Source organism: Tepidisphaeraceae bacterium (genome assembly GCA_035998445.1).
In the GTDB taxonomy this organism is placed as follows: domain Bacteria; phylum Planctomycetota; class Phycisphaerae; order Tepidisphaerales; family Tepidisphaeraceae; genus DASYHQ01.
Genome location: DASYHQ010000032.1, coordinates 184,822 through 211,457, shown reverse-complemented (window position 1 = coordinate 211,457; position 26,636 = coordinate 184,822). Strand labels below are relative to the sequence as shown.

General features: G+C 66.2%; 18 protein-coding genes and 1 tRNA gene. 10 read left to right on the top strand and 9 right to left on the bottom strand.

What is annotated here, in order from left to right:
- Nucleotides 1–12 precede the first annotated feature (12 nt).
- Nucleotides 13–1,254: a DNA-binding transcriptional regulator gene (locus tag VGN72_13245; GenBank protein ID HEV7300326.1), complete on the bottom strand. Its 1,242-nt coding sequence runs from the start codon at nt 1,252–1,254 to the stop codon at nt 13–15.
- Between the two features lie 156 nt (nt 1,255–1,410).
- Here VGN72_13245 and VGN72_13240 point away from each other — a divergent pair, with 156 nt between their 5' ends.
- From VGN72_13240 to VGN72_13200, 9 genes are all read left to right on the top strand, one after another.
- Nucleotides 1,411–2,298 carry a prepilin-type N-terminal cleavage/methylation domain-containing protein gene (locus VGN72_13240; GenBank protein HEV7300325.1) on the top strand — a complete coding sequence of 296 codons (888 nt, stop codon included), beginning with the start codon at nt 1,411–1,413 and terminating at the stop codon, nt 2,296–2,298.
- 242 nt (nt 2,299–2,540) lie between these two features.
- Nucleotides 2,541–3,503: a PEP-CTERM sorting domain-containing protein gene (locus VGN72_13235; GenBank protein HEV7300324.1), complete on the top strand. Its 963-nt coding sequence runs from the start codon at nt 2,541–2,543 to the stop codon at nt 3,501–3,503.
- Between the two features lie 145 nt (nt 3,504–3,648).
- Nucleotides 3,649–5,550, top strand: coding sequence for a right-handed parallel beta-helix repeat-containing protein (locus VGN72_13230; GenBank protein HEV7300323.1), 1,902 nt, complete (start codon nt 3,649–3,651; stop codon nt 5,548–5,550).
- A gap of 60 nt (nt 5,551–5,610) precedes the next feature.
- Nucleotides 5,611–6,276, top strand: a complete 666-nt coding sequence (locus tag VGN72_13225; protein HEV7300322.1) for a PEP-CTERM sorting domain-containing protein — start codon at nt 5,611–5,613, stop codon at nt 6,274–6,276.
- 35 nt (nt 6,277–6,311) lie between these two features.
- Entirely contained in the window at nt 6,312–7,391 is a 1,080-nt protein-coding gene (locus VGN72_13220) for an SIS domain-containing protein (GenBank protein HEV7300321.1), read from the top strand.
- 95 nt (nt 7,392–7,486) lie between these two features.
- Nucleotides 7,487–8,446 (top strand): hypothetical protein, encoded by a 960-nt coding sequence (locus tag VGN72_13215; protein ID HEV7300320.1) that lies wholly within the window; start codon nt 7,487–7,489, stop codon nt 8,444–8,446.
- A gap of 65 nt (nt 8,447–8,511) precedes the next feature.
- A complete protein-coding gene (locus tag VGN72_13210; protein HEV7300319.1) occupies nt 8,512–10,965 on the top strand; it encodes a glycoside hydrolase family 38 C-terminal domain-containing protein in 2,454 nt (817 codons plus the stop codon).
- Between the two features lie 54 nt (nt 10,966–11,019).
- Nucleotides 11,020–12,849: an endo-1,4-beta-xylanase gene (locus tag VGN72_13205; GenBank protein HEV7300318.1), complete on the top strand. Its 1,830-nt coding sequence runs from the start codon at nt 11,020–11,022 to the stop codon at nt 12,847–12,849.
- 62 nt (nt 12,850–12,911) lie between these two features.
- The gene (locus VGN72_13200; protein HEV7300317.1) at nt 12,912–14,834 is read left to right on the top strand and encodes a right-handed parallel beta-helix repeat-containing protein; all 1,923 of its coding nucleotides are present in this window, start codon (nt 12,912–12,914) and stop codon (nt 14,832–14,834) included.
- A gap of 42 nt (nt 14,835–14,876) precedes the next feature.
- On the opposite strand, the gene VGN72_13195 is transcribed toward VGN72_13200, so the two are convergent.
- Genes VGN72_13195 through VGN72_13165 form a run of 7 tightly spaced genes read right to left on the bottom strand, consistent with a single transcriptional unit; the run spans nt 14,877 to nt 23,863 of the window.
- Nucleotides 14,877–17,990, bottom strand: coding sequence for an FAD-linked oxidase C-terminal domain-containing protein (locus VGN72_13195; protein ID HEV7300316.1), 3,114 nt, complete (start codon nt 17,988–17,990; stop codon nt 14,877–14,879).
- A gap of 34 nt (nt 17,991–18,024) precedes the next feature.
- Complete coding sequence (locus tag VGN72_13190; protein ID HEV7300315.1) at nt 18,025–19,230, bottom strand: hypothetical protein; 1,206 nt, start codon at nt 19,228–19,230, stop codon at nt 18,025–18,027.
- A 20-nt stretch (nt 19,231–19,250) separates the two neighbouring features.
- Nucleotides 19,251–19,820 carry a hypothetical protein gene (locus tag VGN72_13185; GenBank protein HEV7300314.1) on the bottom strand — a complete coding sequence of 190 codons (570 nt, stop codon included), beginning with the start codon at nt 19,818–19,820 and terminating at the stop codon, nt 19,251–19,253.
- A 23-nt stretch (nt 19,821–19,843) separates the two neighbouring features.
- A complete protein-coding gene (locus VGN72_13180) occupies nt 19,844–21,019 on the bottom strand; it encodes a carbohydrate kinase family protein (protein ID HEV7300313.1) in 1,176 nt (391 codons plus the stop codon).
- A gap of 8 nt (nt 21,020–21,027) precedes the next feature.
- On the bottom strand, nt 21,028–22,191 hold the full coding sequence (locus VGN72_13175; GenBank protein HEV7300312.1) for a Gfo/Idh/MocA family oxidoreductase: 1,164 nt from the start codon (nt 22,189–22,191) through the stop codon (nt 21,028–21,030).
- Between the two features lie 42 nt (nt 22,192–22,233).
- The gene (locus VGN72_13170; GenBank protein HEV7300311.1) at nt 22,234–23,079 is read right to left on the bottom strand and encodes a hypothetical protein; all 846 of its coding nucleotides are present in this window, start codon (nt 23,077–23,079) and stop codon (nt 22,234–22,236) included.
- Nucleotides 23,080–23,092: 13 nt separating this feature from the next.
- The gene (locus VGN72_13165; protein HEV7300310.1) at nt 23,093–23,863 is read right to left on the bottom strand and encodes a DeoR/GlpR family DNA-binding transcription regulator; all 771 of its coding nucleotides are present in this window, start codon (nt 23,861–23,863) and stop codon (nt 23,093–23,095) included.
- A gap of 188 nt (nt 23,864–24,051) precedes the next feature.
- Here VGN72_13165 and VGN72_13160 point away from each other — a divergent pair, with 188 nt between their 5' ends.
- Nucleotides 24,052–26,328 carry a glycoside hydrolase family 38 C-terminal domain-containing protein gene (locus VGN72_13160; GenBank protein ID HEV7300309.1) on the top strand — a complete coding sequence of 759 codons (2,277 nt, stop codon included), beginning with the start codon at nt 24,052–24,054 and terminating at the stop codon, nt 26,326–26,328.
- 97 nt (nt 26,329–26,425) lie between these two features.
- On the opposite strand, the gene VGN72_13155 is transcribed toward VGN72_13160, so the two are convergent.
- Nucleotides 26,426–26,507: transfer RNA gene (locus VGN72_13155), tRNA-Leu, on the bottom strand.
- Nucleotides 26,508–26,636 lie beyond the last annotated feature (129 nt).

Below are 26,636 nucleotides of genomic sequence, written 5' to 3'. Positions count from 1 at the left end.
TCAAGGTCCTCGCTACAAGCCTGCGGGCAAATCTTGAAGACGGCTGGGGCGGAAGCGCTGGCGGTACTCGGTGGGTGAACAGCCGTTAATCTTGCGGAAGACGATGCCGAGGCGGGTATAGGTCGCGAAGCCGCTGGCCTTGGCGACGGCCGGCATGGGTAGGTCGGTGGACACCAGCAATTGCGCCGCGCGCTCGACGCGCACGCGATGGATCTCGGTCAAAATCGATCGACCCAGCACCTTGCGGAATCGCTTTTCCAACGGCCGGCGCGACAGTGGCACCTCGGCCAGCACGTCGTCGACCGTGATGTCCGACGCCGCGTGTTCACGTATGAACCGGACGGCGGACGACACGTCGACATCCGGCAATGCCAGCACATCCGACGACGCCCGCGCCACCACGCCCAGCGGTGGCACGCGCACCGGCTCGGTCGGCGCGGGCTCACCGGCCATGATGCGCTCCAGCAATCGCGCCGCCTCGCGGCCGACGGACGTCGCGTTGGAATCGACGCTGGAGAGCGCGGGCGTGGTCATCAGCACGGTCATGTCGTCGTTGTCGACCCCCAGCACCGCCAGGTCTTCCGGTACGTGCCGACCGGCGGCGCGGGCGTCGTGCATCACGATCTCACCGATCGAGTCGTTGCCCGCCAGCAAGCCCGTGGACTTCGGCAGCCCCGCGAGCCAGCGCTGGATTGGATTGGTCTCCAGGGTTTCCCCTCGCTCGGCCAAGTTGTAGACGTCGTGCGGACAGTTCAGAACTTCGATTCCATGCTCGGCGGCCACGGTCGAGAACCCCTCGAGCCGCTCCAGCGACCAGCGCGAGGTGCGCAGTCCCACGTACGCCAGGCTGCGGATGCCGCGGTCGACGTAGTGCATTGCCGCCAACCGCCCGATCGTCTGGTTGTCGCAGACGGCCGACGGCCAGTCACCGTAGGCGTAGGAACTGGAGATGTTGACGGTCGGCACGCCCATCTGCTGCACGAACGCGGCCATGCCTTCATCGTGAATGGAGGCAATCAGCCCGTCCACCTGCCAACCGAGCATGTCGGGCAGCGCCTCGAAGAACCAGCCCGTGGGCTTTTGAAACTGCCACCCGCACCCCAGTCCGTACGCCACGATGCCGCGCAGGATGCCGCGCCCGTGGGCGTAAACGGGATCAACAATTACCCCGATCCGCGGTGGCCGCGGCCGCGTAGTAGTGGGAGTGGCACCCATTTGTGCCTTGGCATTGAGGACCATTGAGGCATCGTCCATATCCGTACCATATCACTGCCGACGACGAACGCAAATCGAAGCACGATAGACCCGAAATGGAGTGGCTGACGGTTTTTCTCGCTGTATGTTTCCACCATGAACGCGGCGACGTTAGCTGCGATCACACTTCAAACGGTCGCCCCAAAGGGAGTATCGATGGTCACCTTCATCTCCAACCGTGCCCGCCCCACCGGGTCATCCCGCCGATCCGCGTTCACCTTGGTCGAACTGCTGGTCGTCATCGGCATCATCGCGCTACTAATTAGCATTTTGCTGCCGTCCCTGAACGCAGCGCGACGTTCAGCGCAATCCGTCAAGTGTCTGTCGAATCTCCGGCAGATTGGGATTGGGCTGCAGATGTACATGACGAGCAACAAGGGCAAGCTCATGCCATCCCAGTACCAGGGTGGCGGTGGCTCGGCGTATAACACCACTTGGCCGGCGATCCTTGTCAGCCAGAAGTTGATTACGGCCCCACTCGACGGCACGCCGAACAGCGCCTTCATCTGCCCAACTGGCTCCATCGACGGCTCGTCGGTTCCGTTCAGCTTCACTCCCACGTCACGCACGCAAGACCTTGGTTTCGCCCTGTTCGACGGCATCACGCCGCCTGTCGGCTCGGAACCTGGCCAGAAGATCGCGGTCAATTACGCGGTCAACGGCATGGACTGGGGTGGTACTGCATGGTGGGCGCCGCGCCCCTACACCGAATGGTTTCCGTTCGTCCTCTACCACCGAACCAACGCTTTGAAGGCGGTGAGCGACAACATGTTTAAGGTGAAGCAATCGGTCCGTATCCCCCTCGTGTTCGATGGATTCTGGACGCATAGTCTGAACCCAAATAAGTTCACCCTCCGCCATGGCAAGACCAACGGTTCGGAAAAGGACCGTGCTTGCAACGTGGTATTCCTTGACGGCCACGCTGCTCCTCTCTACGGAAACGAACTGCCCCGGACCGGGGACAACCTGTACGACCGCCCCACGCTTAATACCGACGCTGCCGGACGGTGGCAGGTCACGCTGATCACGAAGCCGGTCCCGTAAGCGGGCCCGCCCCTCGCCCCCTCGCCCCGTTGTTCCTCAGGATCGCCGAGCCATATGCGGCTCGGCGATCCTGAGGAACGGAAGTGAACCCATTTTCAGCTTGCTGACCCAATGATCGGACCGGTGGTCCGCCCGCGGATTGGCACGCCCACGCTCATCGTCCACAGATCGCCCGCCCCGCCGGCAATGTGCCGTCGAGCGTTTGCGAGCGAAGCGAATCGAACTCGGAGAGGAAGAAATAGATGCAACGCAGCAGAATCTACACGATCGCCGCAGTCACCGTCGCCAGCCTGATGACGTCCTGGTCGAACGCGGCGACCGTTCTGATCAACCACGACTTCACCAATGCAGTTCGCAACGTCGGCGCGGGACCAACGTTCAGCGTCAATGGGATCGACATCGACGGCGTGACACCGCTGACCAACGACTACGTCATCTCAACCAATGGCAACGCGAACATGGCGACCGGTACGTCGGCCAGCAACGTCGGGCCAGGCATCAATGGCAATTCGCTGTTCGTTTTGAACGAGGCAAACGCTTTCAGCGTCACGGCTCGATTCGCCAACACGAGCCTGGCGGTGGGAGACAGCCTTTCGCTGACGGCCACCATCCGAACCTCGGGGGCCGCGCCAACGACAGGTGCGAGCGCGTTCCGGATCGGCTTGTTCGACCGGGGCACAATCGAGACCACGAACAACAGCAACGCGTTCGGTGGCGCTACGGGCGGTGCAACTTCAAACGGCTATTCGGACGACACCGGCTACGTAGCCAATTACTCGCCGACTGCAGGGTCGCCGGGATCGGTGTCCGTCAAGGCGCAGAAGCGTCCGGTGGCGGCAGGAAACCTCTTCGCGGGCGTGAGCGACATCCCCGGTGGAGCCGGGACATCATCCGCGAGCAATTTTGCGGCCGACGTGAATTATCCGGTCGTTTTCACGCTGACTCGCACTGCCTTGGGCTCGGTCAGCATTTCCAGCAGCGTGAATGGTGCAGTGCTGGCCACGTCCGATTCGACTTCGCCGTTCACGACATTCAATGAACTCGGACTGTTCTTCGGCAGCCAGTTTGGCAATGCCACGACCCCGCGAAGCAACTTCATCGATGACGTCGCCGTCACCTTCACCCCCGCCGCCGTCCCCGAACCGGCTGCCTTGGGCGTGCTGGCGCTGGGCGGACTGGCCGCCCTGCGTCGTCGGCGGATCTGATCGTGACCGAGCACCCGCGCACCCCGATCGCGACCCCCGCGAGTGGCCACGGCGCCCCCTGCCGGTATCCGCTCGACGTCGCGACGGGGGGCGGTGCACAGACGAAAGCGCGTGGGGCCGGCGCAACACCTTGGAGACCGCACCGATGAACAAGTCCCCACGCCCCTCACGCCCGCTGTTCGAAACGCTTGAGAACCGCTGTCTGCTCACGAGCTATTTCGTCGACGCCACGGCCCCGGCCGGTGGTACCGGCACCGCGATCGCACCCTTTCGCACCATCGGCGCCGCTGCGACGGTCGTGGCGGCGGGCGACGTGGTGAACGTGCTGGCTGGCACGTACTACGAAAAGGTGTCGGTCACCCGATCCGGCACCGCGGCGGCGCCGATCGTGTTCCAAGCCGTGGGGGGTGACGTAACGGTCACCAACAACACCGTCGCGCAGTGGAACGCCCTGATCGACATCCGCGCAAACCACATCAAGTTCGACGGCATCGACGTTCGCGACAGCGGCTGGTACGGCTACAAGGTCGAGGGCGCGTCGAACGCAAACCGCGCGACCAACGTCACCATCACCAACGCCCATACCCTCCGCACCAATGCCTCGGGCATCTTCGTTGCCCGCAGCGCCCAGGTGCTGCTGCTGAAAAACAAGGTGCAGGACGCCTGCATCTCGACCGTGGCGGGTCAGAGCGTTCACGAGTGCATCACGATCGGTGAGACCGACGGCTTCGAGGTCGCCGAGAACGAGGTGTGGAACAGCGTCGGTCATAACGGGCCGGCCAACGGTGGCGAGGGCATCGACGCCAAGGGCAGCAGCAAGAACGGCCTGATCCGCAACAACACGGTCCGCAACCTGTCGCGCATCGGCATCTACCTCGACGCCGGCAGCAAGCAGGGCACGGGGACCGTCGACGAGAACCCGATGTCCAACATCATCGTGACGCGCAACGTCGTGCGCAGCTGCAGCGACGGGATCGCCATCTGCAGCGAGTTGGGCGGGCTCGCCCACGGGCTGACGATCACCAACAACCTCATCCACGACAACAGGACGAACGGCATCACCGTGGCCGACTGGGCAGACGACGGCCCGCGGGCCAACATCCTGATCGCCCACAACACGGTGACGCGCAACGGGTTCGGCAACAGCCAATCGACCTGGGGCGGCGGCATCGACATCGCCACGACGAACTACACGGACATACGCATCATCAACAACGTCGCCAGCCACAACGAATCGTGGCAGATCGCGCGCACGCGCTCGGGCACCGTGCCGGCCGGGCAGATCGCCGCCAGTGGGAACGTGTCGTTCGGCACGGCGCTGAGCTACTGGAACCCGATCACCGGCACGCCCGGCCGCAATGCGGATCCGCGGTACGTCAACGCCGCCGCCAACGACTTCCGCCTGCAGCCGACCAGCCCGGCGATCGACTTCGGCACCGCGACCGAAGCGCCGACGACCGACTTCCTGAAGAACACGCGCGTGAACGCCCCCGACGCCGGCGCGTTCGAGTATCGCCCGGTGACGCTCTCGTCGGTTGTCAGCCGTAAGGTGCATGGGTCGGCTGGCACCTTCGACCTGACGCTGGCGATGGGTGGCGCCAACAGGACCGTAGAGCCGCGCCTTAACGGCGCCAGCCAGCTCGTCTTCACCTTCAGCGAGCCGGTGAAAGCTGTTGACGGCACGCTGAGCGGCAACGAGTTCTCAATCACCAACGCCACGTTCGCCTCGGCCAGCGTCAGTGGCAACACGCTCACGCTGAACCTGAGCAGCGTGGTCAACCAGCGCTATTCGGCCATCACCTTCTCGGGCCTGACCGGCCTATGGGGCAACCTGTTCAGTGGCGCGGCGACGCTGTCGGTCGGCAACCTTTTGGGCGACGTGAACGGCAACCGCAGCGTCACCGGATCCGACCAACTGCTGGTGAAAAACGGCCTGCTGCAACCGGTGACGAAGGCGAACTTCCTGATGGACCTGAACCTCAGCGGATCGATCACCGGGGCCGATCAACTGCTGGTCAAATCGCGATTGCTGGACCAGCTGCTCTGATCACCGAATGCCGCCACTGTTGGCTGCCTGTGCGAGAACATCATCATGGGAACGAGCGACATGAACGACACCCTTCGTCACCACAACTACCGTTCTCTGCTGTTCTGCTGTGCGCTGATCGCCGTGGCGGGCGCACCGGCGGCAGTGAACGCAGCGCCCGCGCTGACGATGACCGTCGCTGGCTCGGGGGCGACGAGCGCGACGATCACGCAGGGCACGGCGTCGATCACGCTCGGTCTGTCGGTGAACACGGACGGCTTACCAATCGGGTCGCTCCTGTACCACATCGAAACCGCACCCGCGGCCGCGGCTACCTATGCCTCCACGAGCCCGATCATCGCGCCCGGCACGCCCTTCACAGCCGCCGACCTTTTTCTCGGGCTAGCGCCCACGCCCGGCGCGTTGGTGCAGGCCGGCATCGCTGGTAGCACGCAGTGGGTCAAGTCCAGCGTCGGTGACTACGCAGCGTTCAACGGCGAGATCGCGTGGTACACCTTCGATACCTCGGCCATGACAAGCGACACTTACGTGTTCACTCCCGTTGGGCTTGAGTTTGCAAACGATGCGTCGGCGAGCGACCCGACCGAACTCTTCGCGGTGCCCGGCAGCTTCACGCTCACCGTGACGGCGGTGCCGGAACCGGCTACCGCCGCGACCGTCGTGCTGACGCTGGGTGCCATGGCCATGACGCGGTCACGGCGACGCCGGGCGACAGGTGTTTCGTAGTCGTGGCCCACGTAGACAGGAGGATCGAGTTCGTCATGTGTACCGAACGCGCCATTCCGCTCATCGAGGGACCCTACCTGCGGGACCTCCTGCTGCAGCCCGATAGCCTGCGCGCCGCGGTGGCCGGCGTGGCGAGCGCAACGAGCGCGGCGGCAGTGATGCGCGACGTACACAGGGGCCGGTTTAGCCGGGTCGTGCTCACCGGCATGGGCAGTTCGTTTTATGCGCTGTACCCGCTGCACCTGGCGCTCTCAGACATGGGCCTGCATTCGGTGTGGGTAGAGACGAGCGAGCTGCTACACGGCTTTATCGGCACCGGCAGTGGAGGCGACGACGCGCTGCTGGTGGCCGTCTCCCAGTCGGGCGAGAGTGCAGAGATTGTACAACTGACAAGCCGTGCCCGCCGATTCGGCCACGTGATTGGCATCTCGAATGATCCAAGCTCCACGCTTGGCCGCGCCGCCGACACGTTGTTGCCGCTGAACGCTGGGCCCGAGGCGACGGTGTCGTGCAAGACCTACATCGCAACGTTGGCCGTTCTTCATTGGCTGGCTCGGGCCATGGAGCATGATGATCTGACAGGCACATTGGCCGACCTGGAAACCGCTCGCATCGCAGTGGCCGGACACCTGGCCAACTGGCGCGACCACGTGGCGCAGTGGCGTCAGCTGGTGGACGGCGTAGACGCGGTCTTCGTCACCGGCCGTGGCGTGTCGCTGGCCACCGCAGGCACGGGTGGGCTGATCCTGAAGGAATCGACCGGCCGACCCGCCGAGGGCATGAGCTGCGCCGCGTTTCGCCATGGTCCACTGGAAATGGCGGGCAATCAGACTCTCGTTCTCATCTTCGCTGGCGATCCGATCACGGCACCGCTGAACGCAGCGCTGTACGACGACATCATTCGCGGCGGTGGGCACGCGGCACTCATCCATAGCGCTGCCGCCGACAACGACAACGGACAGACGTCACCGTTCCGCATTCCAGCCGTCGCGTCCGCATTGCGACCGTTGGTCGAGATCTTGCCCGTGCAGATGCTCTCGCTCGCGATCGCGGCACGCGATGGGCGCGAGGCAGGTCGTTTTACGCGCGCGTCGAAGATCACAACGGTGAACTAACTTTGAACAGGATCGACTGAGACTCGCGCAGCTTGCAAATTGCACCGATCCGACGCGGTGGTTTGTTAACGCCATGGATCAATGAGAGGTCAACCATGAACGAGCAGACGAAGATAACGCCCCCTCCGCGGCGCAGGCGCGGCGCGACGGTCGCAGCGCCGTTGCCGGCTGTCGACATGCTGGCTGCTGCCGAAGCACGCCCGCGGCTGTGCGCGTCGCCGCTTATTCTGGGCGGGCACTCGTTCATCGAACCGCTCGGCCGCGATCCTGAGCCGTCGTGTGAGCAGAAGCGTGCGATTGTGAGCGGATGTCTTCAGCGCGGGATGCGCCTGTTCGACACAACTTATGCGCCGGAACGCACCGAACTGGGTCGTTCGCTGAGCAGCGAGCCCGCGGAAGTGCGCGACGCCGCCTGCCCGATCATCTGGAACTTCTTTGGCCCCATGACCGACCCGCTGCCCGAGCCGTGCGCGTGGACGGAAGCGCGGTTGTCTGAAGCGACGGCCGACCTACGCCCATGGACGGGCCGGCCGATCGTGGTCATCCACGCACTGGGTGAGCCGGCGGCCGACCGACGGCAGTTCGAGGCGGTCTGCGGATGGAAGCGTGACGGGCGCGTCGCGGCCCTAGGGCTATGGCCGGGCGATCTGGACGGGTGGTCCGCTGAAGACGTATCGGCCTTGGATTTCATCGTGGCTCCCTGGAACTTCGCCAGCGTCGTCAAGACGCGGCCGCAATTCAAGTTGGCCCGGGCGCGCGGCCTCGTCACCGTCGGCGCATCGCCCTTCACCCGCGGGTGGGAGGTCGATCGGCTGGCAAAACGGTTGGCGGTGCTGGAACAACGTCCGGTAGCCGAGGCACGGATGCGCGTGGCCGATGCGTTGCTTCGCTTCGCGGCATTCTCGCCGGAAGTGGATCACCTGATCGTGGCGATGCGTGAGCCGGACTACGTGCGCGCGAACTTCGACTCGCTCTCACGGGGCCCGTTAACTCTGCGCGAGCAGCGGTGGATCGAAGGGCTCGGACGCACGATGTCGCTTAAGTACCAACGGTGAGGGGTCGCCGCACAGAGCGGGTAGGCGACGCGTGACGTACGATAGCGAACGAGGATGAAGCACCCATGACCAAACGATCGTTCATCTTGGCGGGCGTCACCCACGTCGATCTGGCGTGGAAGTGGGGCGCTGCCGAGATGACCGAAATGCTTGAGGTGGTCGCGGTGCGACTGCTGGACGCGTTGGATTCAGACCCCACCTTCAAGTACACGCTTGAGCAGGTGGCCCCATATCGCGTGCTGGCACGGTCGCGGCCCGACCTGGTGCGCCGGCTCGGCGAACACGTGCGCGCTGGCCGGTTGGAGATGGCCGGCTGTATGGCGTCCACGCTCGACACGAACGTGCCCAACGGCGAGTCGTACGTGCGCAACCAACTGCTAGGCATCCGCTGGGTGCGCGAGAACTGGGACGTCGAACCGCGCACCGGCTGGCTGATGGATACCTTCGGCATCAACGCGCAAGTGCCGCAGATCCTGCGCCAGTTCGGCCTTCGCCATCTGGTCGGCAGCCGATTCGGTGGCGACAAACGCCACGACGCGTTCACAGCCCGTGGTTTGGACGGTTCGCAGATCACCGTGATCGGCCGCGACGTCCACAGCCTGCAACTGCAGCCGCGGTACGGCGCTATTGCCTGCTGCCGCGATTGGCGTGACCTGGACGCGCTCTTCGCCGAGGCCGACGCGCTTCCAGGCGACGGCCCGTTCCTCGTGCAACCGCTGACCGAGAACGAACTGCTCATCAGTCTGCGACCATACCGTGATGCGGGAGCGCGGAACGTATCGCGCGACAACGAGATGTGGACCATCGGCACCTATGCCGACTTCTTCGAACAACTGGACCGATTGTCTCCCCGATTACCGATTGAGCACGCCGACCTCAACCCTGAGTTCACCGGCTGCTTCTCGCTTCGTCCCACGCTCCGTCTGCGCAACCGGCGAGCTGAAGCGCTGCTGATCGATGCGGAGAAGTGGGCGTGTTTTGCAGGGCCGATCGAGTTGCCGAACTTGGCCGACGCGTGGTGGGACATGTCGTTCGTGCAGTTTCACGACGTTTTTACCGGCTCGCATCCCACGCACGTATATCACGACGTGCTGGCGACGCTGGACCGGATCGACGATGCGGCCATGCAGGGTTTATTGATGGCGTCGCAATCGCTGCTCGCAAAGAACGCGGCCGACGATGTGAAGCCGGTCATCTCCGATGCAGGAACCGAAATGCTCCTGCTGTTCAACGGGTTGCCATGGCAGCGCCGCTCGCCGGTCGAGTTGACTGGCATCAAGGAGCCGCAGCATATCATCGACTTCACCGATTCGCGTGGGGAAGCGGTCGCATTCGAAATGCGAGGCGACGCACTCGTGGTGGCACCTGCCACGCCAGCCTGTGGCGCCGCAGCCTTACGGATACGACGCGCAGCGCCCCCCACCGCAGCGCCGGCCGCAACAGCTGTCGAGTCAACCGTGCTTGAGAACGAGTACCTCTCGGTACACCTGACTGCCGGTGGCGGCATCGAGCAGATCGTCTGGAAGCCCACGGGCCGCGTGCTGGTCGAGGCGGCCGGCGGTCTGCTGGTGGCTCAGCGGGACGATGGCAACTTTCAAATCGAATCCCCCAACGGATGCGAGGTGCCAGCTATCGCGGGTACGCTTACACTGCAACGCGTGGCCGACACGGCATTGGGTCGATGTGCAGTGCTGCAAGGAGCGTTTCCAAAGCTCGCCTGGGCGGGGCCGGACGCACTACTGCAGTGGTCCATCGAACTGTCGCTGCCCTTTGGCAGCCCCAGCCTGCGCGTCGATGTGCGCTTCGATTGGAAAGGCGAAGGCACGCGTGTGCGGCTTCGACTACCCACGACGATCGATTCGGCCGCTGCAATCTACGAGGTGCCGTTCGGCACGGTGTCGCGCAGACCTTACGGCGTCCGTGACACGGCGCGCGGCGAATGGCCGGCGCAGCGTTTTGTCCTGTTGCAGGACGGTTCGCACGGTGTCGCTCTTGCCAATAACGGGGCACCTGGAGTCGAGGTTCTCGGCGGCGCGATCATCACGTCGCTCGTGCGGGCGCCAAAAGCGGTCTACGCCGGCATGATGCCCGACGATACGTCATCAGGGCACGGCCGACACCGGTTCCAATTCGAAGTGGTGCCGTTCGAAGGAGACTGGGAAACGTCGGCGGTTCTGCGGGTGGCACAAGAGCTAAACGCACCGGCGCATGTCGTGGACAGCGATGCCAACGCTTGCCAATCTGACGTGCCGTCGCAACTGTCGTTGGAGCCGTCGACCGTCGTCCTGTCGACCGTAAAGCGGCCTGAGGACGGTGTCGCTCGCGCGGCCATCGTTCGGGTGTACGAATCGGTCGGCCGAGCGACCGACGTCGTCCTGCGAATTCCGGCGGCCACGTCGGCGCAGCGAACGGATCTGCGCGAGTGGCCTGGCGATGTGATCCCCATCGTCGAGGGCGCCATGCGTTTCCACATCAGGCCATTCGAAATCGTGACGCTGAGGGTTCGAATGTTCAGTTGAGCCCGTCGCGCTGCGAGGTAGAAGCCGTTTCCCGTTTTCCGAAGGAGTTTAATCATGCAGCTATCGTTCGCCTGTCTGCTTGCCGCCATCGGCGTCTTCGCCGTGGCCGCAAACCTTACCGTCGCTGCGCCACCGCCACCCGTTGCGTCGTTGGACGAGGCGCTGACGTCGAAAGCACCGATGAACCTGTTGCCCGACGACCTGCCGAAGGAGATGACGTTTCAGGATAGGGCCGAGTCGACCCCGTCACCGACGGCCGCCTGGTCCACGTCTCAGGGTTCAGCGCCCGTGCTGCGGGTGGAGTCGTTCAACCGGCCCAAGTGGACCGACCACGTGAGCGTGCGGTGGGCGAACCGCATGCCGATCAAGCGTGGCGACGTGATGCTGGCGCGGTTCCAGGTCCGGGCCGAGTACGCCCGTCAGGAATCGGGCGAGGCGCTGTTCGAGCTGGCGGTGCTGCAACGGACGCCTGAATACACGCCGCACATCGTACTGCCGTTGACGGCCGGACCCGACTGGGCGCTGATCGAGGTGCCGTTCTCCGCGGCGCGCGACGCCGACGCGGGCCAGTGCGAGATCCAGCTTCGCTTCGGCACGATCCCCCAGGCCGTCGAGATCGCCTCCTTCTCAGTGCTGAACTTCGGCGACCGCGCGACGATCGCCGAGTTGCCGCAGACGCGCTTCACCTATAAGGGCCGCGAGGAGGGCGCCGCGTGGCGTAAAGAAGCGCTGGCGCGCATCGAGAGGATCCGCACGGCGCCGCTCGACATCCGCGTGATCGACGCGACGGGCAAGCCCGTCCCCGACGCGGCGGTCGCGGTGCGGCTCGTACGCCCGGCGTTCATCTTCGGCAGCGAGGTCAGCGCCGGCACCATCGTCGAGGACAGTCCGGACGCCGAGCGCTATCGCCAGACCGCCTTGGAGATGTTCGACACGCTGGTGATCGGCAACGACATGAAATGGCACAAGTGGAGCGGCAGCGCCGCCGTCCGCGCGATGTCGCTGAAGGCGACTGGCTGGATCGAGTCGCAGGGGCTGCGCATGCGCGGCCACTGCCTGGTCTGGCCCGGCGACCGGTTCGCACCCAAGCGCATCGCGGCCATGCCGGCCCCGCGCGCCGAGATGTCCCCGTTGATCAAGGAACACATCCGCGACATCATGACCGCCACGCGCGGGCGCATCGTCGGTTGGGACGTCATCAACGAGATGGTCCACGAGCGCGACTTCTTCAAGTACGTCCCCGAGAGCGAGGCCGCCGAGTGGTTCAAGGTGGCTCGCGAGACCGACCCCCGCGCGAAGCTGTTCATCAACGACTACGGCATGCTCAACAGCCGCAAGAGCCCCGATACGATCGCGAAGTACGTCGACATCGTCCAGCGCCTGCTCGCCGCCGGCGCGCCGATCGACGGCATGGGCATTCAGGGCCACGTGGGGCGGCAGGTGCGCAATCCTGAAGACGTCCTGACCGATCTGGACCTGCTAGCTGTGCCGGGGTTGGAACTGCAGATCACCGAGTTCGAGATCAACACGACCGACGAGTCGCTGCAGGCCGACTACACGCGCGACTTCCTCATCGCGCTCTACAGTCACCCGGCCGTCACGGGCTTTACCAAATGGGGCTTCTGGGAAAGCCGGCACTGGAAGCCCGACGGCGCAATGTACCGAAAGGATTGGTCGGAGAAGCCCAACGCGGCGGTGTGGCGCGACCTCGTGCGCAACCAGTGGCGCACGAGCGCCGACGTCACGACCGACGCGCAGGGCAAGGCGCAGACGCGCGGCCACCTGGGCGACTACGAGTTCACCGTCACCTGGGGTGAGCGGACGGCCCGGCAGATGCGCACGCTCACGTCGAACGGCACGAGCCTGACCATCCAGTTTCCGTAATCGCGCGTCCCGTCGGCCGTGGATGTCTGTCTCGTCCGGTCGTCATCTTCATGGAGTTCAACATGCTCAAGTGTTTACATGCTAAGGTTCTTCTCGCCGCAACCACGATCGCGGCATCTCTGGGGTCGCCAGCGATCGGTGGCGTCATCTTCCGGTACGACTTCGAGGGGGCGAACCCCTGGATGTCCGCATCGTCAGACGTGATGCCGGCCACGCCGCTGCCCGTGGAACCGACGATCGAACACGCCCCCATTGGCACCATCGTTCAGGCCGGCACCGACAAGCCCTCCGGTGGGATCCTGCTCACGGCCGAGGTGGGCGAGGCAAACGGTGAATGGCACGCACTGTTCACCAGTGGCCTGCTGGCGGCGGCCAACACCGAGACGAACCTCGGCAAGCTCACTCTGTCGTTCGACCTGTCGACCTCTATCGCCCGACCCGTCACCGTGCGGTTCGAATCGTTCGATGCCAACAAACGCCGCACCGGCGGATTGGAAACGGTCGTCTACCCGGCGGCACCCGACTTTTACGTTCGCTCGGCGATTGACCTTTCAACCATGAAGCGCTCTGGCGAGGGCACGTTCAATCCGGCCGACCCGTTCGTGCAGATCTCCTACGTCATGTCCGGCCCGGCGTTCCCGGCGTCGGCGTCGCACTCACTGCGCATCGACAACGTCTGCTACGCCAGCCCGGCCTACTACGTGTCGCCCACCGGTTCCGACGACAACGACGGCCTAACCGAGAACACTCCCTTCAAGCTGCCGCAGAAGGCCGTCGACCTCGCCAAGCCCGGCGACATCGTCCTGCTGATGGACGGCGAGTACCACCGCACGGAGCCAAACACCGTCCAGGACGGCATCATGCACATCGAGTCGGCCGGCGAGCCCGACGCGTGGATCGTCGTGAAGAACTACCCCGGCCACACGCCCACGATCATCAACGTCGACTCGTGGTGCGCCATCCGCATCGGCGGCACCGTGCGGAACGAGAAGTACAAGGACACGCCGCCCGCCTACCTCGAGCTGCGCGGCCTGCACGTGCGCGGTCAGGCCGACCGGGTGATGGCCAACTATAAGGACGACATCGGCAAGCCGCTGCCCACCACCAATGGCAACGGCATCAGCGGCAACGGCCTGCGCGGCGGGAAGGGTCCCCATCACGTGCGCATCGCCGATTGCCTTGCCGAGTACTGCCCCGGCGGTGGCATCGGCCTCACCGACGCCGACTGGGTCACCTACGAGAACAACGTCAGCCGCTACAACAGCTGGTTCACGATCTACGCCACCTCGGGCATGGGCACGATGGGCACGTTCAACTTCGACACGACCAGCAACGTCTACAAGACGCTGCTGCGCAATAACCGCGTGAGCTGGAACCGCACGTACATAATGTGGAAGCACATCGGCAAGGTGTCGGACGGCAACGGCATCATCATCGACTCGATCGTCATGCCGACCCAGAACGCCGCCTACCTCGGCCGCACGCTCGTGCAGAACAACGTGGCGACCCACAACGGCGGGTCCGGCATTCACGCGTTTAAGGCGCACCAGTTGGACATCATCAACAACACCGCCTTCATGAACGGCGCCAGCCCGGAACTGCGATGGGGCCAGATCTTCCTGCAGCGCACGAACGATGCGCGCGTCATCAACAACGTGATGTGGGCGCGCGACGGCCAACCGGTGAACACGGTGAACAAGGATGGATCGGACAAGGGAAACACGAACATCACCCGCGCCAACAACGTCTACTTCGGTGGTGGCTTTCCGCCCATCATGGGCACCGACGACGTGGTGGCCGACCCGCTGTTCGTTGACCCTTGGCTGACCACTTGGCAGGAACCCTCGATGACCAACTTCCGCGTGAAGCCCGGCAGTCCGGCACTGGGCAAGGGTCGCTGGGAGCCAATCACGCCGCTAACCGATATAGACGGCAATCCGCGCCCGCTGAATGCGGCACCCGACGCCGGCGCGTTCCAGCATTAGTTCGCCAACCGGCACGATCAGGATCCGTTGAGGCCCCGCGAATCAGACTCGCGGGGCCCCATTTTTCGCCGCGGTCGCGACGGGGTCGGCGGCCGGTGGAAGCAGAAGCAAACGAGCGGCCAGCTCGATCGGGTGCAAGGCGTGTCGACCGGTGCCGTCCTTAATTTGATGACGGCAGCTGGTGCCAGGTGCGCAAATCACCGTATCCGGATCCGCCTTCCGCAGCGGTGGGAAGACCGACAGTTCGCCGATTGCCATCGACACGTCGTACTTGTCGGCGCCGTACCCGAAGCTGCCGGCCATGCCGCAGCAGCCGGAGTCCAACACTGTCACGCGTCCGCCGGTCAATCGCCGCAGCAGGCTGGCGCTGGTGCCGTCGCCCCATAGGGCCTTCTGGTGACAGTGCCCGTGCAGCACGATCGCCGGCGCATCGACCGGTATCGCGGGCTCGTTGGGGTGCGACGCCCAGAAGCGGTCGACAAAGTCCTCGATCAACATCGCCTTCGCGGCGACCCGCTTGCGGTCCGCCAGCGGCGTCGACAGCTTCAGTTGCAGCCAGTCATCCGTCATCGCGGATAAGCACGACGGCTCACCGACGACGATCGCCGCCACGTCATCGCGGTTGGCGTACGGGAGCAATGTCGCCATCGCGCGGTCGGACGAGGCGATCGCGTCGGGCAGCAGGCCGGTCGAGATCATCGCGCGACCACAACACGCCACCGGAGGCAGTTCGACCGCGTACCCCAGCGCTTCCAGCACCTGCACCGCCGCCCGGCCGATGTGCGGGTCGTTGTAGACCGTGAAGCAGTCGCCGTACAGCACCACCGTTGGCCGCCGCTGCCGCCCACCTGCCGCCACTGCCCCGCCGCCGTCGCGTTGCCGACGCTTGCCGAACCACCGGTACAGGCTTGGCCCAAACGCCGGCAGCGTGCGCTGTGGCGCGAGCTTCAGCACGCCGTTCATGATGCCGCGCACCGGCGGCAGGTTCGAGACGAAGTTGGCGACGGCGGGCGTGACGGATCCCAACCGGTTCAACCGCCGAACGTGGCCGAAGACCCAGGCGCGCAGCGGCGGCTTGCCGCGGGCGCGCCAACTCTGGGCGAGGTACTCGGCCTTCAGCCGCGCCACGTCGACGTTGCTCGGGCACTCGCTCTTGCACGCCTTGCAGCTGAGGCACAGGTCCAGCGTCTCGTGCGTGTCCGGGTCGTCCCACGCAGGCCGGCCGGCGGCACTTAGACGCCCGCGGATCGCCTCGCGCAGCGCGTTGCCGCGGCCGCGCGTGCTGTGGCGCTCGTCAAACGTGGCGCGATAGCTGGGGCACATCGTCCCGCCGGCGGTCTTTCGGCAGAAGCCGGCGCCGTTGCACTGCTCGACCGCGTGGTCGAAGTCGTCCTGATCGCCGTAGTCGAAGTACGTGTCCACCGGTGCCCGCGCGGTCGCAGCGCGCTCTGCGGTCCGCAGGTGATCGGTAATCGTCTCGACCGGGCCCGGGTCGACGAGGATGCCCGGGTTCAGAATGTTGACCGGATCGAACAGGCGCTTCACCTCGCCGAACGCCGCGACGAGTTCCGCCCCGAAGAACCGCTCGAGCAGCGGCCCACGCACCCGGCCGTCGCCATGCTCGCCACTCATCACGCCGCCGCAGTCGCGGGCCAGGTCGGCCACCTCCACGGCGATCGCGCGCATGCGTGCCAGGTCTGCGGGATCGTGCAGATCGAGCATCGGCCGCACGTGCAACACGCCCACGCTGGCGTGCGCCCAGTACGACGCCTGCGTGCCATGGCGGGCGACGATCTCACGGAATCGCCGCACGAATTCGGGCAAGCGCTCCACCGGCACGGCGTTGTCCTCGACGAACGTCTGGGGCTTTCGGCGGCCCGGCAGCCCGTGCAGCAGGGCCTCGCCGCTCTTGCGCAACACCCACGCCTTCAGCATCGCCGGCTTGTCGCGGTACGCGGCGATTGCCACGCCCGGCAGCGTCGTGGTCAACCGCGCCAGTCCTGCCTCCACGTCGGCGGCGTCGGCGCCCTGGTACTCGACGTACAACACGGCCGCCGGCTCGGCACCACCCGTGGTGCGTGGCAACAGGTCGACGTACGGCCGGCAGACCTCGTTACCCTTGGCGGCCCGCAGCACAACGTCGTCGAGCAGTTCGACGGCGCTGGGCCCAGTGGCCAGGATCGGGTTCACCGCGTCCATCGCCGCGTCCAGCGACGGGAACGACGCGATCGCCAGGGCGGTCGCGCGTGGCGCCGGGTGCAGCTTCAGCTTGGCGCCGACGATGATCGCCAGCGTGCCCTCGCTACCGCAGATCAGGCCCGACAGGTCGAGGTCGTCCACCGCCACGCCGCGGTCGAGCTGTTGCAGAACCATGTCCAAGCCGTAGCCCGCGTTGCGACGGATCGTCTTCGGGAAGCGCTCGCGGATCAGTTGGGCGTGGCGCACGCAGACGTCGGCGACGCCTTGCGCCAAGCGCTGCGCCACCGCGCTGCGTCGGCCGGCCCCAGGTTCGAGCCAGCATCGTTCGCCAGTGCTCAGCAGCACCTCGACGCCAGCAAGGTTCTCGCTGGTGCGGCCGTAGCGAATCGACCGCCCACCGGCGGCGTTGTTGCCGATCGTGCCGCCCACGGTTGCCTGCGCCACCGTGGCGGGGTCGGGCGCGTACAGCAGGCCCGGTGCGCGGGCCTCGAGTTGTCGGTTCAGCTCGTCGATCGCGATGCCAGGCTCGGCGTGGCATAAGCAGTTGGCGGCGTCGACGTCGAGCAGCCGCCGGCACAGCGACGACAGGTCGAGCACGACCGCCCGGTTCGTGCACTGGCCGGCGAGGCTTGTCCCACCGCCGCGCGGCAGCAGCGCGATGCGATGCTCGGCACAGTACCGCACGGCGGTGGCGACGTCGTCGATGTCCGCGGGGATCACCACGCCGATCGGTTCCACCTGGTACGGCGAGGCGTCGGTCGCATACAGTGCTCGATCGTGCCGGCCGAAGCGCACCTGGCCGCGCACCAGCCGGCGCAGATCGGTGGCGATCGCCTCCAGGTGCGGGTCGGTGCTGTCGCTGGGGCCGCTTGGCAGCACCGGCAACGAAGTGCTCGCGCGGCCACTGGATGGTGGCGTCGGTGGCGTCGGACGGGCGGGATCGGCGTAGGTCGTCATGCGATGTCTTATCGTTAAGGCGCGGCGCGATTGGTCACTGCGGAGCCGAAGAGTCGCTGAGGAAGTTTAGGTTAACTTGAGCCTTGGCGACCGTGCGGCGTCCAGCACGCAGGATGATGCCACCGTCGCCATCGTCGGCCTCAACCGCTGTTACCGGCGCGCACCCGCGTGGCACGGGAGCGACGGCCATGATCGAGTTTACCACCGTCGGCCAGCGGGGCGACAAACGCAGCGTCGTCGGCCAACCGGCGCGGCTGAACGGGTTGGGCGACGCCGATGCCGCCAGCCCTTCATGGAAGTAGCTGGTGACGTCCTCGATGCCCATCACGTCCACGTGTCGGCCCGACCACGGCGCGTAGTGCCGGCCACCGTTGCTGATCCAGAAGATCGTCTGCCGCAGCACGCGCGGGTCCTTCAGCGTCAGCCAGACGTACCCCTCGGCCGCGAACGTGACGGCCGTCCAGGCGAACCGCAGCGCATCGTCATGTACGACGGTCGCCAGATCTTCAAACCCCCGGCGTGCGGGGTAGCGCGACAGATCGGCCGTGCTGCCGTCCAGCGCCGGCACCTCGGCGAGCGACGTGAACGTCGCCCCCGGCCGCAGCGACTGGTAGCCACCCGTCGCGGGGTTCTCGAGCGGACCGGGGTAGACCTGGCCGTGGACGAACGGGCTGGTCGCGATCGCGCCCGTCGCATCGCCCGCCGGGAAGCGCAGCATCGCTTGGTGACCGAGGTTCATGGGTACGGACGCGCCTTCGATCACGTGTCGCGTGTAGACCGCGTCGTGCCCGTCGATCAAGCGTACGACCTTCGTCACGGTCGCCGGTCGCACGCGCGTGCGTAGGGTCAGCTGTAGCTCGGTGCGTCCCTGTTGCTTGGTCAGCGATCGAAACGACCACGCCACGTTGGCCGTCTCACCGTGCGGCGGGTGCTGCTCGCCGCGGTGCGGGTGCTCGTTGCCACCGAACGGCATGCAGAAGAAGTCGCCGCGCAGCGTCGCCAGCATCGGCGGCAGCCCGCGCGGGTGCGGCTCGGTCGCCCATGGCGCCACCGACAGTGGCCGGATGCGTCGTCCGCTTCGGTCGAACGTCACAGGCCCGAGCTGCCCGCCCGTGCGCGTGACGAAGGCCTCGACCGTCGACGACGCGACCCGCCACGACGGCTGGCCCTGCACGACCCGCAGGGGCGGCGGCGGCGGTGGCGATGGCGATGGCGATGGACGTTGAGGGCGATCGGACATGACGGCTCCTCGGGCTGCGCTTAACCCACGCGGCGGATGTTCGGATCGGAGAAGACGTCCAGCTCGTCGCGGCTCGTGCTCGAGAACTCGGTGACGATCGCTCCGGCCGGGCCAGCTTGGAACCAGTGCAGCGTGTCCGGCGGGATCGTGTACTGCTGCCCGGGCCGCAGCGCGACCTCGTGCCACACCGTGTAGTGCTCGGCGCTGCCCGCCGGCGCAGGTGCTTTCGGGTTGGGCGTCGGCGTGCCTTCGACGTATACGAACACTTGGCCCCAGCGGCAGCGGAAGGTCTCCATCTTGCCCGGATCCGTCCGCCCGTCGGGCAGCGGCACGGGCGGGTGGCGGTGCTCTGGGCACGTCTGGTGCGGGAACAAGACCAGTTCCTTGCCGCAGTATCTGTCGGTATTGGCGTAGACGACCAGCGACAGGCCCTGGCGATCAAAGTCGCTCAGCCCGAAGTCCGCCAGTTCGATCGATGCCGCCTCGTCATCCGTCAGCACGATACCGGCGTTGCGAAGCATGTCCGCAGCGCGCTGGCGGCGTGCCTGAGGCGACGAGGGATCGGGGGTTCGCGAGATGCCCATGTTCATGGATTCACTCCTGCTAAGACGGGCTAAGCCGTCTGAACTGCTGATCCGACGTCGAGCGTAACAGGCCACCGTTGCCAGCCGCGCCGCACGCGCTCGGCCACCACGGGCCACGACGGCACGCCGCTGGTTGCATCGGCCGCCTCGACGCTACAGGCGCCGACCGCAGTGGCAGCATCGGCGGCCTGGGCGGGCCCGTCGCCGCGCAGCAGCGCTGCCACGAAGCCAGCAATCGTGCAGTCGCCCGACCCCGTCGTCCCCACCACCCGTTCGACGCGGAAGCAGGGGCTGAGCGCCTCCTTGCCCGACCACTCCATGCGGTCCAAACCAAGACGGCTGCAGAACGCCGCGACCCGCGCCGGGTCGGTGCTCGTGCGCACGTATAGCCCGTGCTCGCCCAGCTTCATCGCCACGACCGCCGCGCCCATCGCAAGACATTGGTCGGCGATGACCGCGAGGCGGGCGCGATTCATCACGGCATTAAGCGTTTCGCCGCCGGCCAGTCTGTCGTGGGTCGGGCGGTCGAGCATGTACAGCAGCTCATCGATGCTCGGCAGGAACACGTCCACGAACGGCAATGTGCCCGACAGCAGCTGAACCCAATCGAGGCGCCCCGCCTCGCTGGCCGGGTCGGGCTGGCACAGGTCGAGGCTGGTTGCCAAGCCCGCCTCGCGCACGCGCCCGAACATGCTGCGCAGTTCGCGGCCGCCGTCGGCGTACATCTGTCGCATGATCGGCGGGTAGCCGAAGTGGAACAGCCGCGCGCCGCTCAGCAGATCGTAGTTCACGTCGTCAGCGGTGAACGTGTCGTTGGCGCCGCTGCAGTGCATGAAGCTGCGGTCGACGTTCGGCGGGCTGATGACGATCGAGTAACTGCTCGCCTCGCCAGTCGCGACGCGCATCGCGTCGGCCAGACGCGGGTCTTGCCCACGCAGCACGTCGAGGATCGCACGTCCGAACAAATCGTCGCCGACCTTGCCCATCAGCCGCACCGGCACGCCCAGGCGGTGCAGCGCGATGCCGGTGTTCGCCACCGCCCCACCGGTGCTGACGGCGGCGGGGCCGATCTTCACCAGGCGGCCCGGCTCGACGCGCGCCGGACCGGTCAGCTGCGGGATCAGGTCGAGGCAGATGTGCCCCGCCACGATCACCTGCGGCAGCCGTGGGTCGGTGGGCGGGTTGTCGCTTGCGTCTGCGATCATGGTCGGTCTCACTCCCACCGCGGCGCGACGGCCGTCGACCGCTCGTGCGACTCTAGCGCCGCCGTGAAGACCGCGTGGCTGCCGGCCGCCTCCTCGGGCGTCGCGCAGTACAGCGGTTGGCGCATGCCCGTGCGCCCGTGCGCGACCTCGTCGCAGAACGCGGCCCACATCTGCACGATCGAGTCGCTGAAGCCGAACTCGAAGATGTTGCCGGTGATCGTCGGGTAGGCCGACGCGTACGGCACGTCCACCACGTGCCAAGCCTGCTCGCCGCCGGGCACGTAGGGCAGCGTCGCCAGGCGCTTCGGGTCCTTCGTGCTGAACTCGGCCGACAGTTCGGTGCCGGTGATGCGGATGAACCACGTGTTGTTGTGGCCCGGCGCGATTCGCTTGGTCGACAGCAGCATCGGGAACCTGTACTGCCCGCCGGGCGCATCTACGTCACAGGCGAGCGTGGCGTTGTCCCACGTCTCGCACAGCGCGCTGCCGCCCTTCCCGTCCGGCCGCGTCTCGACGACCTTGCTCAGCAGCGCCCGCACCGTGCGCGGCCGCCAGCCGAATCGCAGCGGCAGGTGCAGCACGTGCATGCCCAGGTCGCCCATGCAGCCGTAGGCGCCGTTCGTCGCTACGCGGCGCTTCCAGTTGACCGGCTTGAGCGGGTTCAGGTCCGACGAGTGCCAAAACCCCGCCTCGACCTCGATGATGCGCCCGAACCGACCCTGCCTCACCATCTCGGCGATCGCATAGGCGCCGGGGTAGAACGGGATCTCGCTCGAGCAGCGGACGAGCACCTCAGGTCGTTCCTTGATCGCGGCCAGGATCGTGCCGTTGGCGGACCAATCAATGCCGAACGGCTTCTCGCCCAGCAGGTGCTTGCCGGCGCGAACGACATCGGCGTAGACGCTCGCGTGCAGGTTGTGCGGCACGGCAGCATAGACCGCGTCGACGTCCGGGTCGGCCAGCAGTTCCTCGTAGTCACCGGTCGTCAGCCGTACGCTCGGCACGTGATCGGTGAACCACGCGATCGCCGCGGGATTGGGGTCGCAGACGGCCACAATGATCGGTTGAACGTCTTGGTCCAACAGGTGGCACCAGCGCGCCGCCGCGCTTGCGAACTCGCGGCCCATCAGCCCCCCGCCGATGATGCCGAACCGGATCTGTTTACGTGCCATAGGTCACCTTGTTGCCTTCGTCGAGATGGACTTCCACCGGAGTTACTTGATCATCCCCATCGCCTGCTCGGGTGAAGCCCCATCGTGCACGACCGCCATCAGCGCCCGCGTGATGCCGCCGGGGCTGGCGTGCTGGATCACGTTGCGACCGTAGACGATGCCCGCAGCCCCAGCCTCCATCAGCGCGGCGGTGCGCTTGAGGATCTCCGCATCAGCCACCTTCCCGCCGCCGCGCACCAGCACCGGAATGCTCCCCGCGGTGCGGATGACCTCGGGGTAATCCTTCACATCGTCGGTCGGGTCGGCCTTGATGATGTCGGCGCCCAGTTCGACCGCCTGGCGCACCAGCGGCACGATCTTGGCCGGGTCGCCGTCCACCATGTAGCCGCCGGCCTGCGCGTTCGACTGGAAGACGAGCGGCTCGATCATCAGCGGCATGCCCCAGCGGTCGCACTCGGGCTTGATGCGCAGGATGTTCTGCACGCACTGGTCGGCCACCTCCGGCTGCTCGGGGATGCGGAACAAGTTTACTACGACGCACGTCGCGTCCAGCCGCAGCGCCTGACCGACCGGGTCCTCGATCATCCGGCTGAACAGGTGGCGGGGCAGATCCTTTCCGTAGACGTTGGCGACGTCCGTGCGCAGCACGAGCGAGGGCTTGTGCCGCCCCGGCAGCGACTGCAGCAACGGCGCCTGGCCGGCCGTCAGCTGGATCGCGTCCGGCGCCGCCTCGACGAGCGTGCGCACGGCGGCGGGCAGGTCCTCAATGCCGGCGAGGAAGCTGCTTTCATTGAAGAACCCGTGATCGACGGCGACGTCGAAGCAGCGTTTGCTCTTGGCGTTGAACAGGCGGTTCATCCGAAACTGCTTGAAGCTTGCGATTGGCATGATTGGGACCGGTTTACCCTTCCTTTGCGACGATCACTTTTACCCCGGCCGCCTCGGCGGCGGCACGCGCCGCCCGCGGGACGGCGGCGTCGACCACCCACGTGTCGAAGCGCCGCCACGCGGCGAACCGCACGGCGGCGGGCGCATCCCACTTCGCGGCGTCGGCCACGAGCACAACCTTGGCAGCGCGGTCGGCGATCGCCTGCTTCACGCCCGCCTCGCTCAGCTCCGTCGTGCTCACCCCTTCAGCCGTCACCCCCGAGGCCGCGACGAACGCGACGTCGAAGCGAAGTTGCTTAAGCCAGTCCAGCGTTAGCGCGCCCACCACTGCCTGACTGACCTTGCGCACCTCGCCGCCGACGAGCACGACGCTCGCCGGCGCATCGGACGACGCGGCGTCGGCGGCGAGGCGCAGCGAATGAGTGAAGAGCTTCACGTCCGGCCGCAGCAGCAGGCGACGCCCGACCTCCAAGCTGGTCGTCCCCGCGTCGAGATAGACCGAGGCATTGTCCGCAACGATCGCCGCGGCCGCCGCGCCAATCGCGCGCTTTGCCGCGACGCCCTGCTTGCCGCGGCGGTCGAACGTCGGCTCGCCCTGAAGGAAGTCGCGGTGAACGACCCCTCCGTGCACGCGGACCACGTCGCCGCGCTCCTCCAACTCCAACAGGTCGCGCCGCAGCGTCGAGCGGCTGACCCGCATCTCCCGCTGCAGCTGCGTCACCGTCCACCGCGGCCGACGAGCCAGCCGGTCAACGATCTCTCGATGCCGGTCGTGAACGAACATGAACAAATGTTAACTAATCGTTCACCATCGTCAAGGATGTTCACGTGCAACTTGCCACCTGCACTGGCGTCGAACCATATATGTCTCCGGAGCTAGTCACGGGCGGCGCGACCTGTAATCATTGCTGACCGTCGGCGACAGCACGTTAAAACGAGAAGCCAAGCGAGAAACGAGAGGAACGCAAATCCATGAAGACCGTGATCCATGTCATCCCGAACGCGCATCTCGATCCGGTCTGGCTGTGGGACTGGCGCGAAGGCTTGAACGAGGCGCTGACCACCATCCGCACCGTCCTGAACCTGATGGACGAGTTTCCGGAACTGACGTTCGTCCGCGGCGAGGCGGCGATCTACCAGCACGTGGAACGCCTCGACCCGCACGCGTTCCGGCAGATTCGCCGGCGCATCGAGGATGGCCGGTGGGACGTCGTCGGGGGGACCGTCGTCCAGATGGACACCAACCTGCCCTGCACCGCCGTCATCGACCGGCATTTCGAGGCCGGCACGCGATACTTCCGCGACCGGTTCGGCAGGGACGTCACGGTGGCGTGGGCCGCCGACAGCTTCGGACATTCGGGCGGGTTGCCCGATATCCTGCGGCGCCACGGCATCACCGCGTTCGCCTGCACGCGCCCGGCGGTGGCGCAGTTGCCAATCGAACGGTCCGTCTTCCACTGGCAAGGGGTGGGCGGCGACCGCGTGATGGCGTACCGGCCGCGGCAGGGATGGTACGGGTGCGAACGCGCCGAGGTGCCTGCACGGCTTGACCACTGCCTGAAGGAGGCGATGGATCAAGGGCTGCAGAACGTCGCCTGCTTCATGGGCCTCGGCAACCACGGCGGCGGGCCGACGCGCCGTCAGATCCTCGATTTGCTCGCGTGGCGCGACGCGCATCCGGGCGTCACCGTTCGGTTCTCGGGCCTGCACCAACTGTTCGACGCGCTACGCGCCGAGCTCCAATCGAAGCCGGACGACTTCGTGCCGGTGGTCGCCGGCGAACTGGGATTTACCCTGCGGGGATGCTACAGCAGCGCAGCCACCTTCAAGTTCGCCTACCGCCGCGCCGAGGCCGCCGTGCTGCGGGCGCAGAAGGTGAGCGACGCTGTCGCCGATGTCGTCACGGACCCTACGTCCGATGCTGGCGCCGCGCACGCGCAGCTCGCACGGGCATGGGACGGTTTGCTCTTCAATAGCTTTCACGACATCCTGCCGGGGACGTCGATCGAACGGGCGATGGACGAGCAGCGTCAGTGGGTTGGGGGCGTGCAGTACGACGCGGCGGCGGCGGAGTTCGCGGCCATCAACGATCTGCAAACGCAGGTCGACACGCGCAACGTTGAAGCGGCGGTCGGCGACATGCCGGCGGCGGTCCCGCTGTTGCTCTTCAACCCGCACGACGAGGCGTTCGCCGGGTACGTCGAGCTCGAGGCCGCGGTGGATTACCGTCCCGTCTTCGCCTATCAGGATCGTGCCGACCTTCTGCCATTGCAGCTGATGGACGGGTCAGGCAGGGCCGTTGCGTTCCAGCGGGTCGCGGTGGAGAACGCGTTCATGCGGAACATCCCGTGGCGGCAGCGCGTCCTCACGTTCGCGGAGCTTCCGCCGCGAGGTTGGACAATCTATGACCTGGCATGGGTCGAGGGCGCCGCGCCCATTGGCGGTGAAGGCGCTGCGCGCACGACGGGCGAAGGCACAATCGCCAACGACACGCTCACCGTCACCGCCACGCCCGGCGCGGCCGGCGTTCAGATTTGGCATAACGGTCGCACGCTATTGGCAGATCCTGGCCTGACGTTCGCGCTGTTCACCGACGGCCAGGGATCGTGGGGTGACATGACGGAACGAGGCACGCACCAGAGTGACGAAGTGGAACAATGGACCGTAAAATCGAGCAGGGTCATCGAGAGCGGCCCGTACCGCGCCGCGTTGGCCGTCCACTTGGCCGGTGCGCGGTCTGAGATCGATCTGACGCTGGCGCTGTGTCATGGGAGCAACGTGGTGCAGGCATCAGCCCGACTCTTCTGGAACGAGCGCGGGCCGCGGTTGAAGCTGATCCTGCCCGCCGGCGACCGTGCGACGTTCGACGTGCCCGGTGGACAGATCACGCGCGGGCCGCTGGGTGAAGTGCCCGGCGGTCGCTGGGTCGTCATTCATGGCCAGCAAGGCGACGTCGGTTTTGCCTCCGACTCGCTCTACAACTTCGACAGCAGCGACGGCGTCACCCGCGCCACGATCGCCCGCTCCACCCCATACGCTTGCGACGCCGTGCCTGCCAACGCATCCAGTGACCGGATGCCGGTCCAGGACCGCGGCGAGCACGCCTTCCGGTTCTGCATCACCCCCGATGCCAGCTCCATCGCGCGCGAAGCCTTGTTCCTCGAGCAGCCGCCGATCTTACAAACCGTGCCACCTCACCCTGGCCGGTTGCCGCGGTCTGGCACTATCCCATCCAATGGCGAGCAGTAAGGATCCGGTGGCCGCCCGCCCCTTGAAGAAGTGGACGAAAAGTTAGACGAATAGGCATTCGTCCGCCCGAAATCCCCCGAAAATCCGTCTTTCTGAATGCAGGAGAGGGGGGTCGAACCCCTACACCTTGCGGTACGGGAACCTAAATCCCGCGCGTCTGCCAATTCCGCCACTCCTGCAGGGTCAGCGGATTACAGGCGCTGCAGCGATAGTTGTCAATCGGCCGATAGCCCATAGCGGGCTCGGCCGGTCGATGGATTGCCGCTGTGGGTGGTTTAGCGTTGACCGGGGCCGGAAAGGGTTGGATA

Coding starts and splice junctions, on each gene's coding strand:
- VGN72_13235 (HEV7300324.1), top strand. CDS start 2,541: ATGCAACGCAGCAGAATCTACACGATCGCCGCAGTCACCGTCGCCAGC.
- VGN72_13165 (HEV7300310.1), bottom strand. CDS start 23,863: ATGTTCGTTCACGACCGGCATCGAGAGATCGTTGACCGGCTGGCTCGT.
- VGN72_13175 (HEV7300312.1), bottom strand. CDS start 22,191: ATGGCACGTAAACAGATCCGGTTCGGCATCATCGGCGGGGGGCTGATG.
- VGN72_13245 (HEV7300326.1), bottom strand. CDS start 1,254: ATGGACGATGCCTCAATGGTCCTCAATGCCAAGGCACAAATGGGTGCC.
- VGN72_13215 (HEV7300320.1), top strand. CDS start 7,487: ATGAACGAGCAGACGAAGATAACGCCCCCTCCGCGGCGCAGGCGCGGC.
- VGN72_13185 (HEV7300314.1), bottom strand. CDS start 19,820: ATGAACATGGGCATCTCGCGAACCCCCGATCCCTCGTCGCCTCAGGCA.
- VGN72_13205 (HEV7300318.1), top strand. CDS start 11,020: ATGCAGCTATCGTTCGCCTGTCTGCTTGCCGCCATCGGCGTCTTCGCC.
- VGN72_13210 (HEV7300319.1), top strand. CDS start 8,512: ATGACCAAACGATCGTTCATCTTGGCGGGCGTCACCCACGTCGATCTG.
- VGN72_13190 (HEV7300315.1), bottom strand. CDS start 19,230: ATGTCCGATCGCCCTCAACGTCCATCGCCATCGCCATCGCCACCGCCG.
- VGN72_13220 (HEV7300321.1), top strand. CDS start 6,312: ATGTGTACCGAACGCGCCATTCCGCTCATCGAGGGACCCTACCTGCGG.
- VGN72_13180 (HEV7300313.1), bottom strand. CDS start 21,019: ATGATCGCAGACGCAAGCGACAACCCGCCCACCGACCCACGGCTGCCG.
- VGN72_13170 (HEV7300311.1), bottom strand. CDS start 23,079: ATGCCAATCGCAAGCTTCAAGCAGTTTCGGATGAACCGCCTGTTCAAC.
- VGN72_13195 (HEV7300316.1), bottom strand. CDS start 17,990: ATGACGACCTACGCCGATCCCGCCCGTCCGACGCCACCGACGCCACCA.
- VGN72_13200 (HEV7300317.1), top strand. CDS start 12,912: ATGCTCAAGTGTTTACATGCTAAGGTTCTTCTCGCCGCAACCACGATC.
- VGN72_13225 (HEV7300322.1), top strand. CDS start 5,611: ATGAACGACACCCTTCGTCACCACAACTACCGTTCTCTGCTGTTCTGC.
- VGN72_13240 (HEV7300325.1), top strand. CDS start 1,411: ATGGTCACCTTCATCTCCAACCGTGCCCGCCCCACCGGGTCATCCCGC.
- VGN72_13230 (HEV7300323.1), top strand. CDS start 3,649: ATGAACAAGTCCCCACGCCCCTCACGCCCGCTGTTCGAAACGCTTGAG.
- VGN72_13160 (HEV7300309.1), top strand. CDS start 24,052: ATGAAGACCGTGATCCATGTCATCCCGAACGCGCATCTCGATCCGGTC.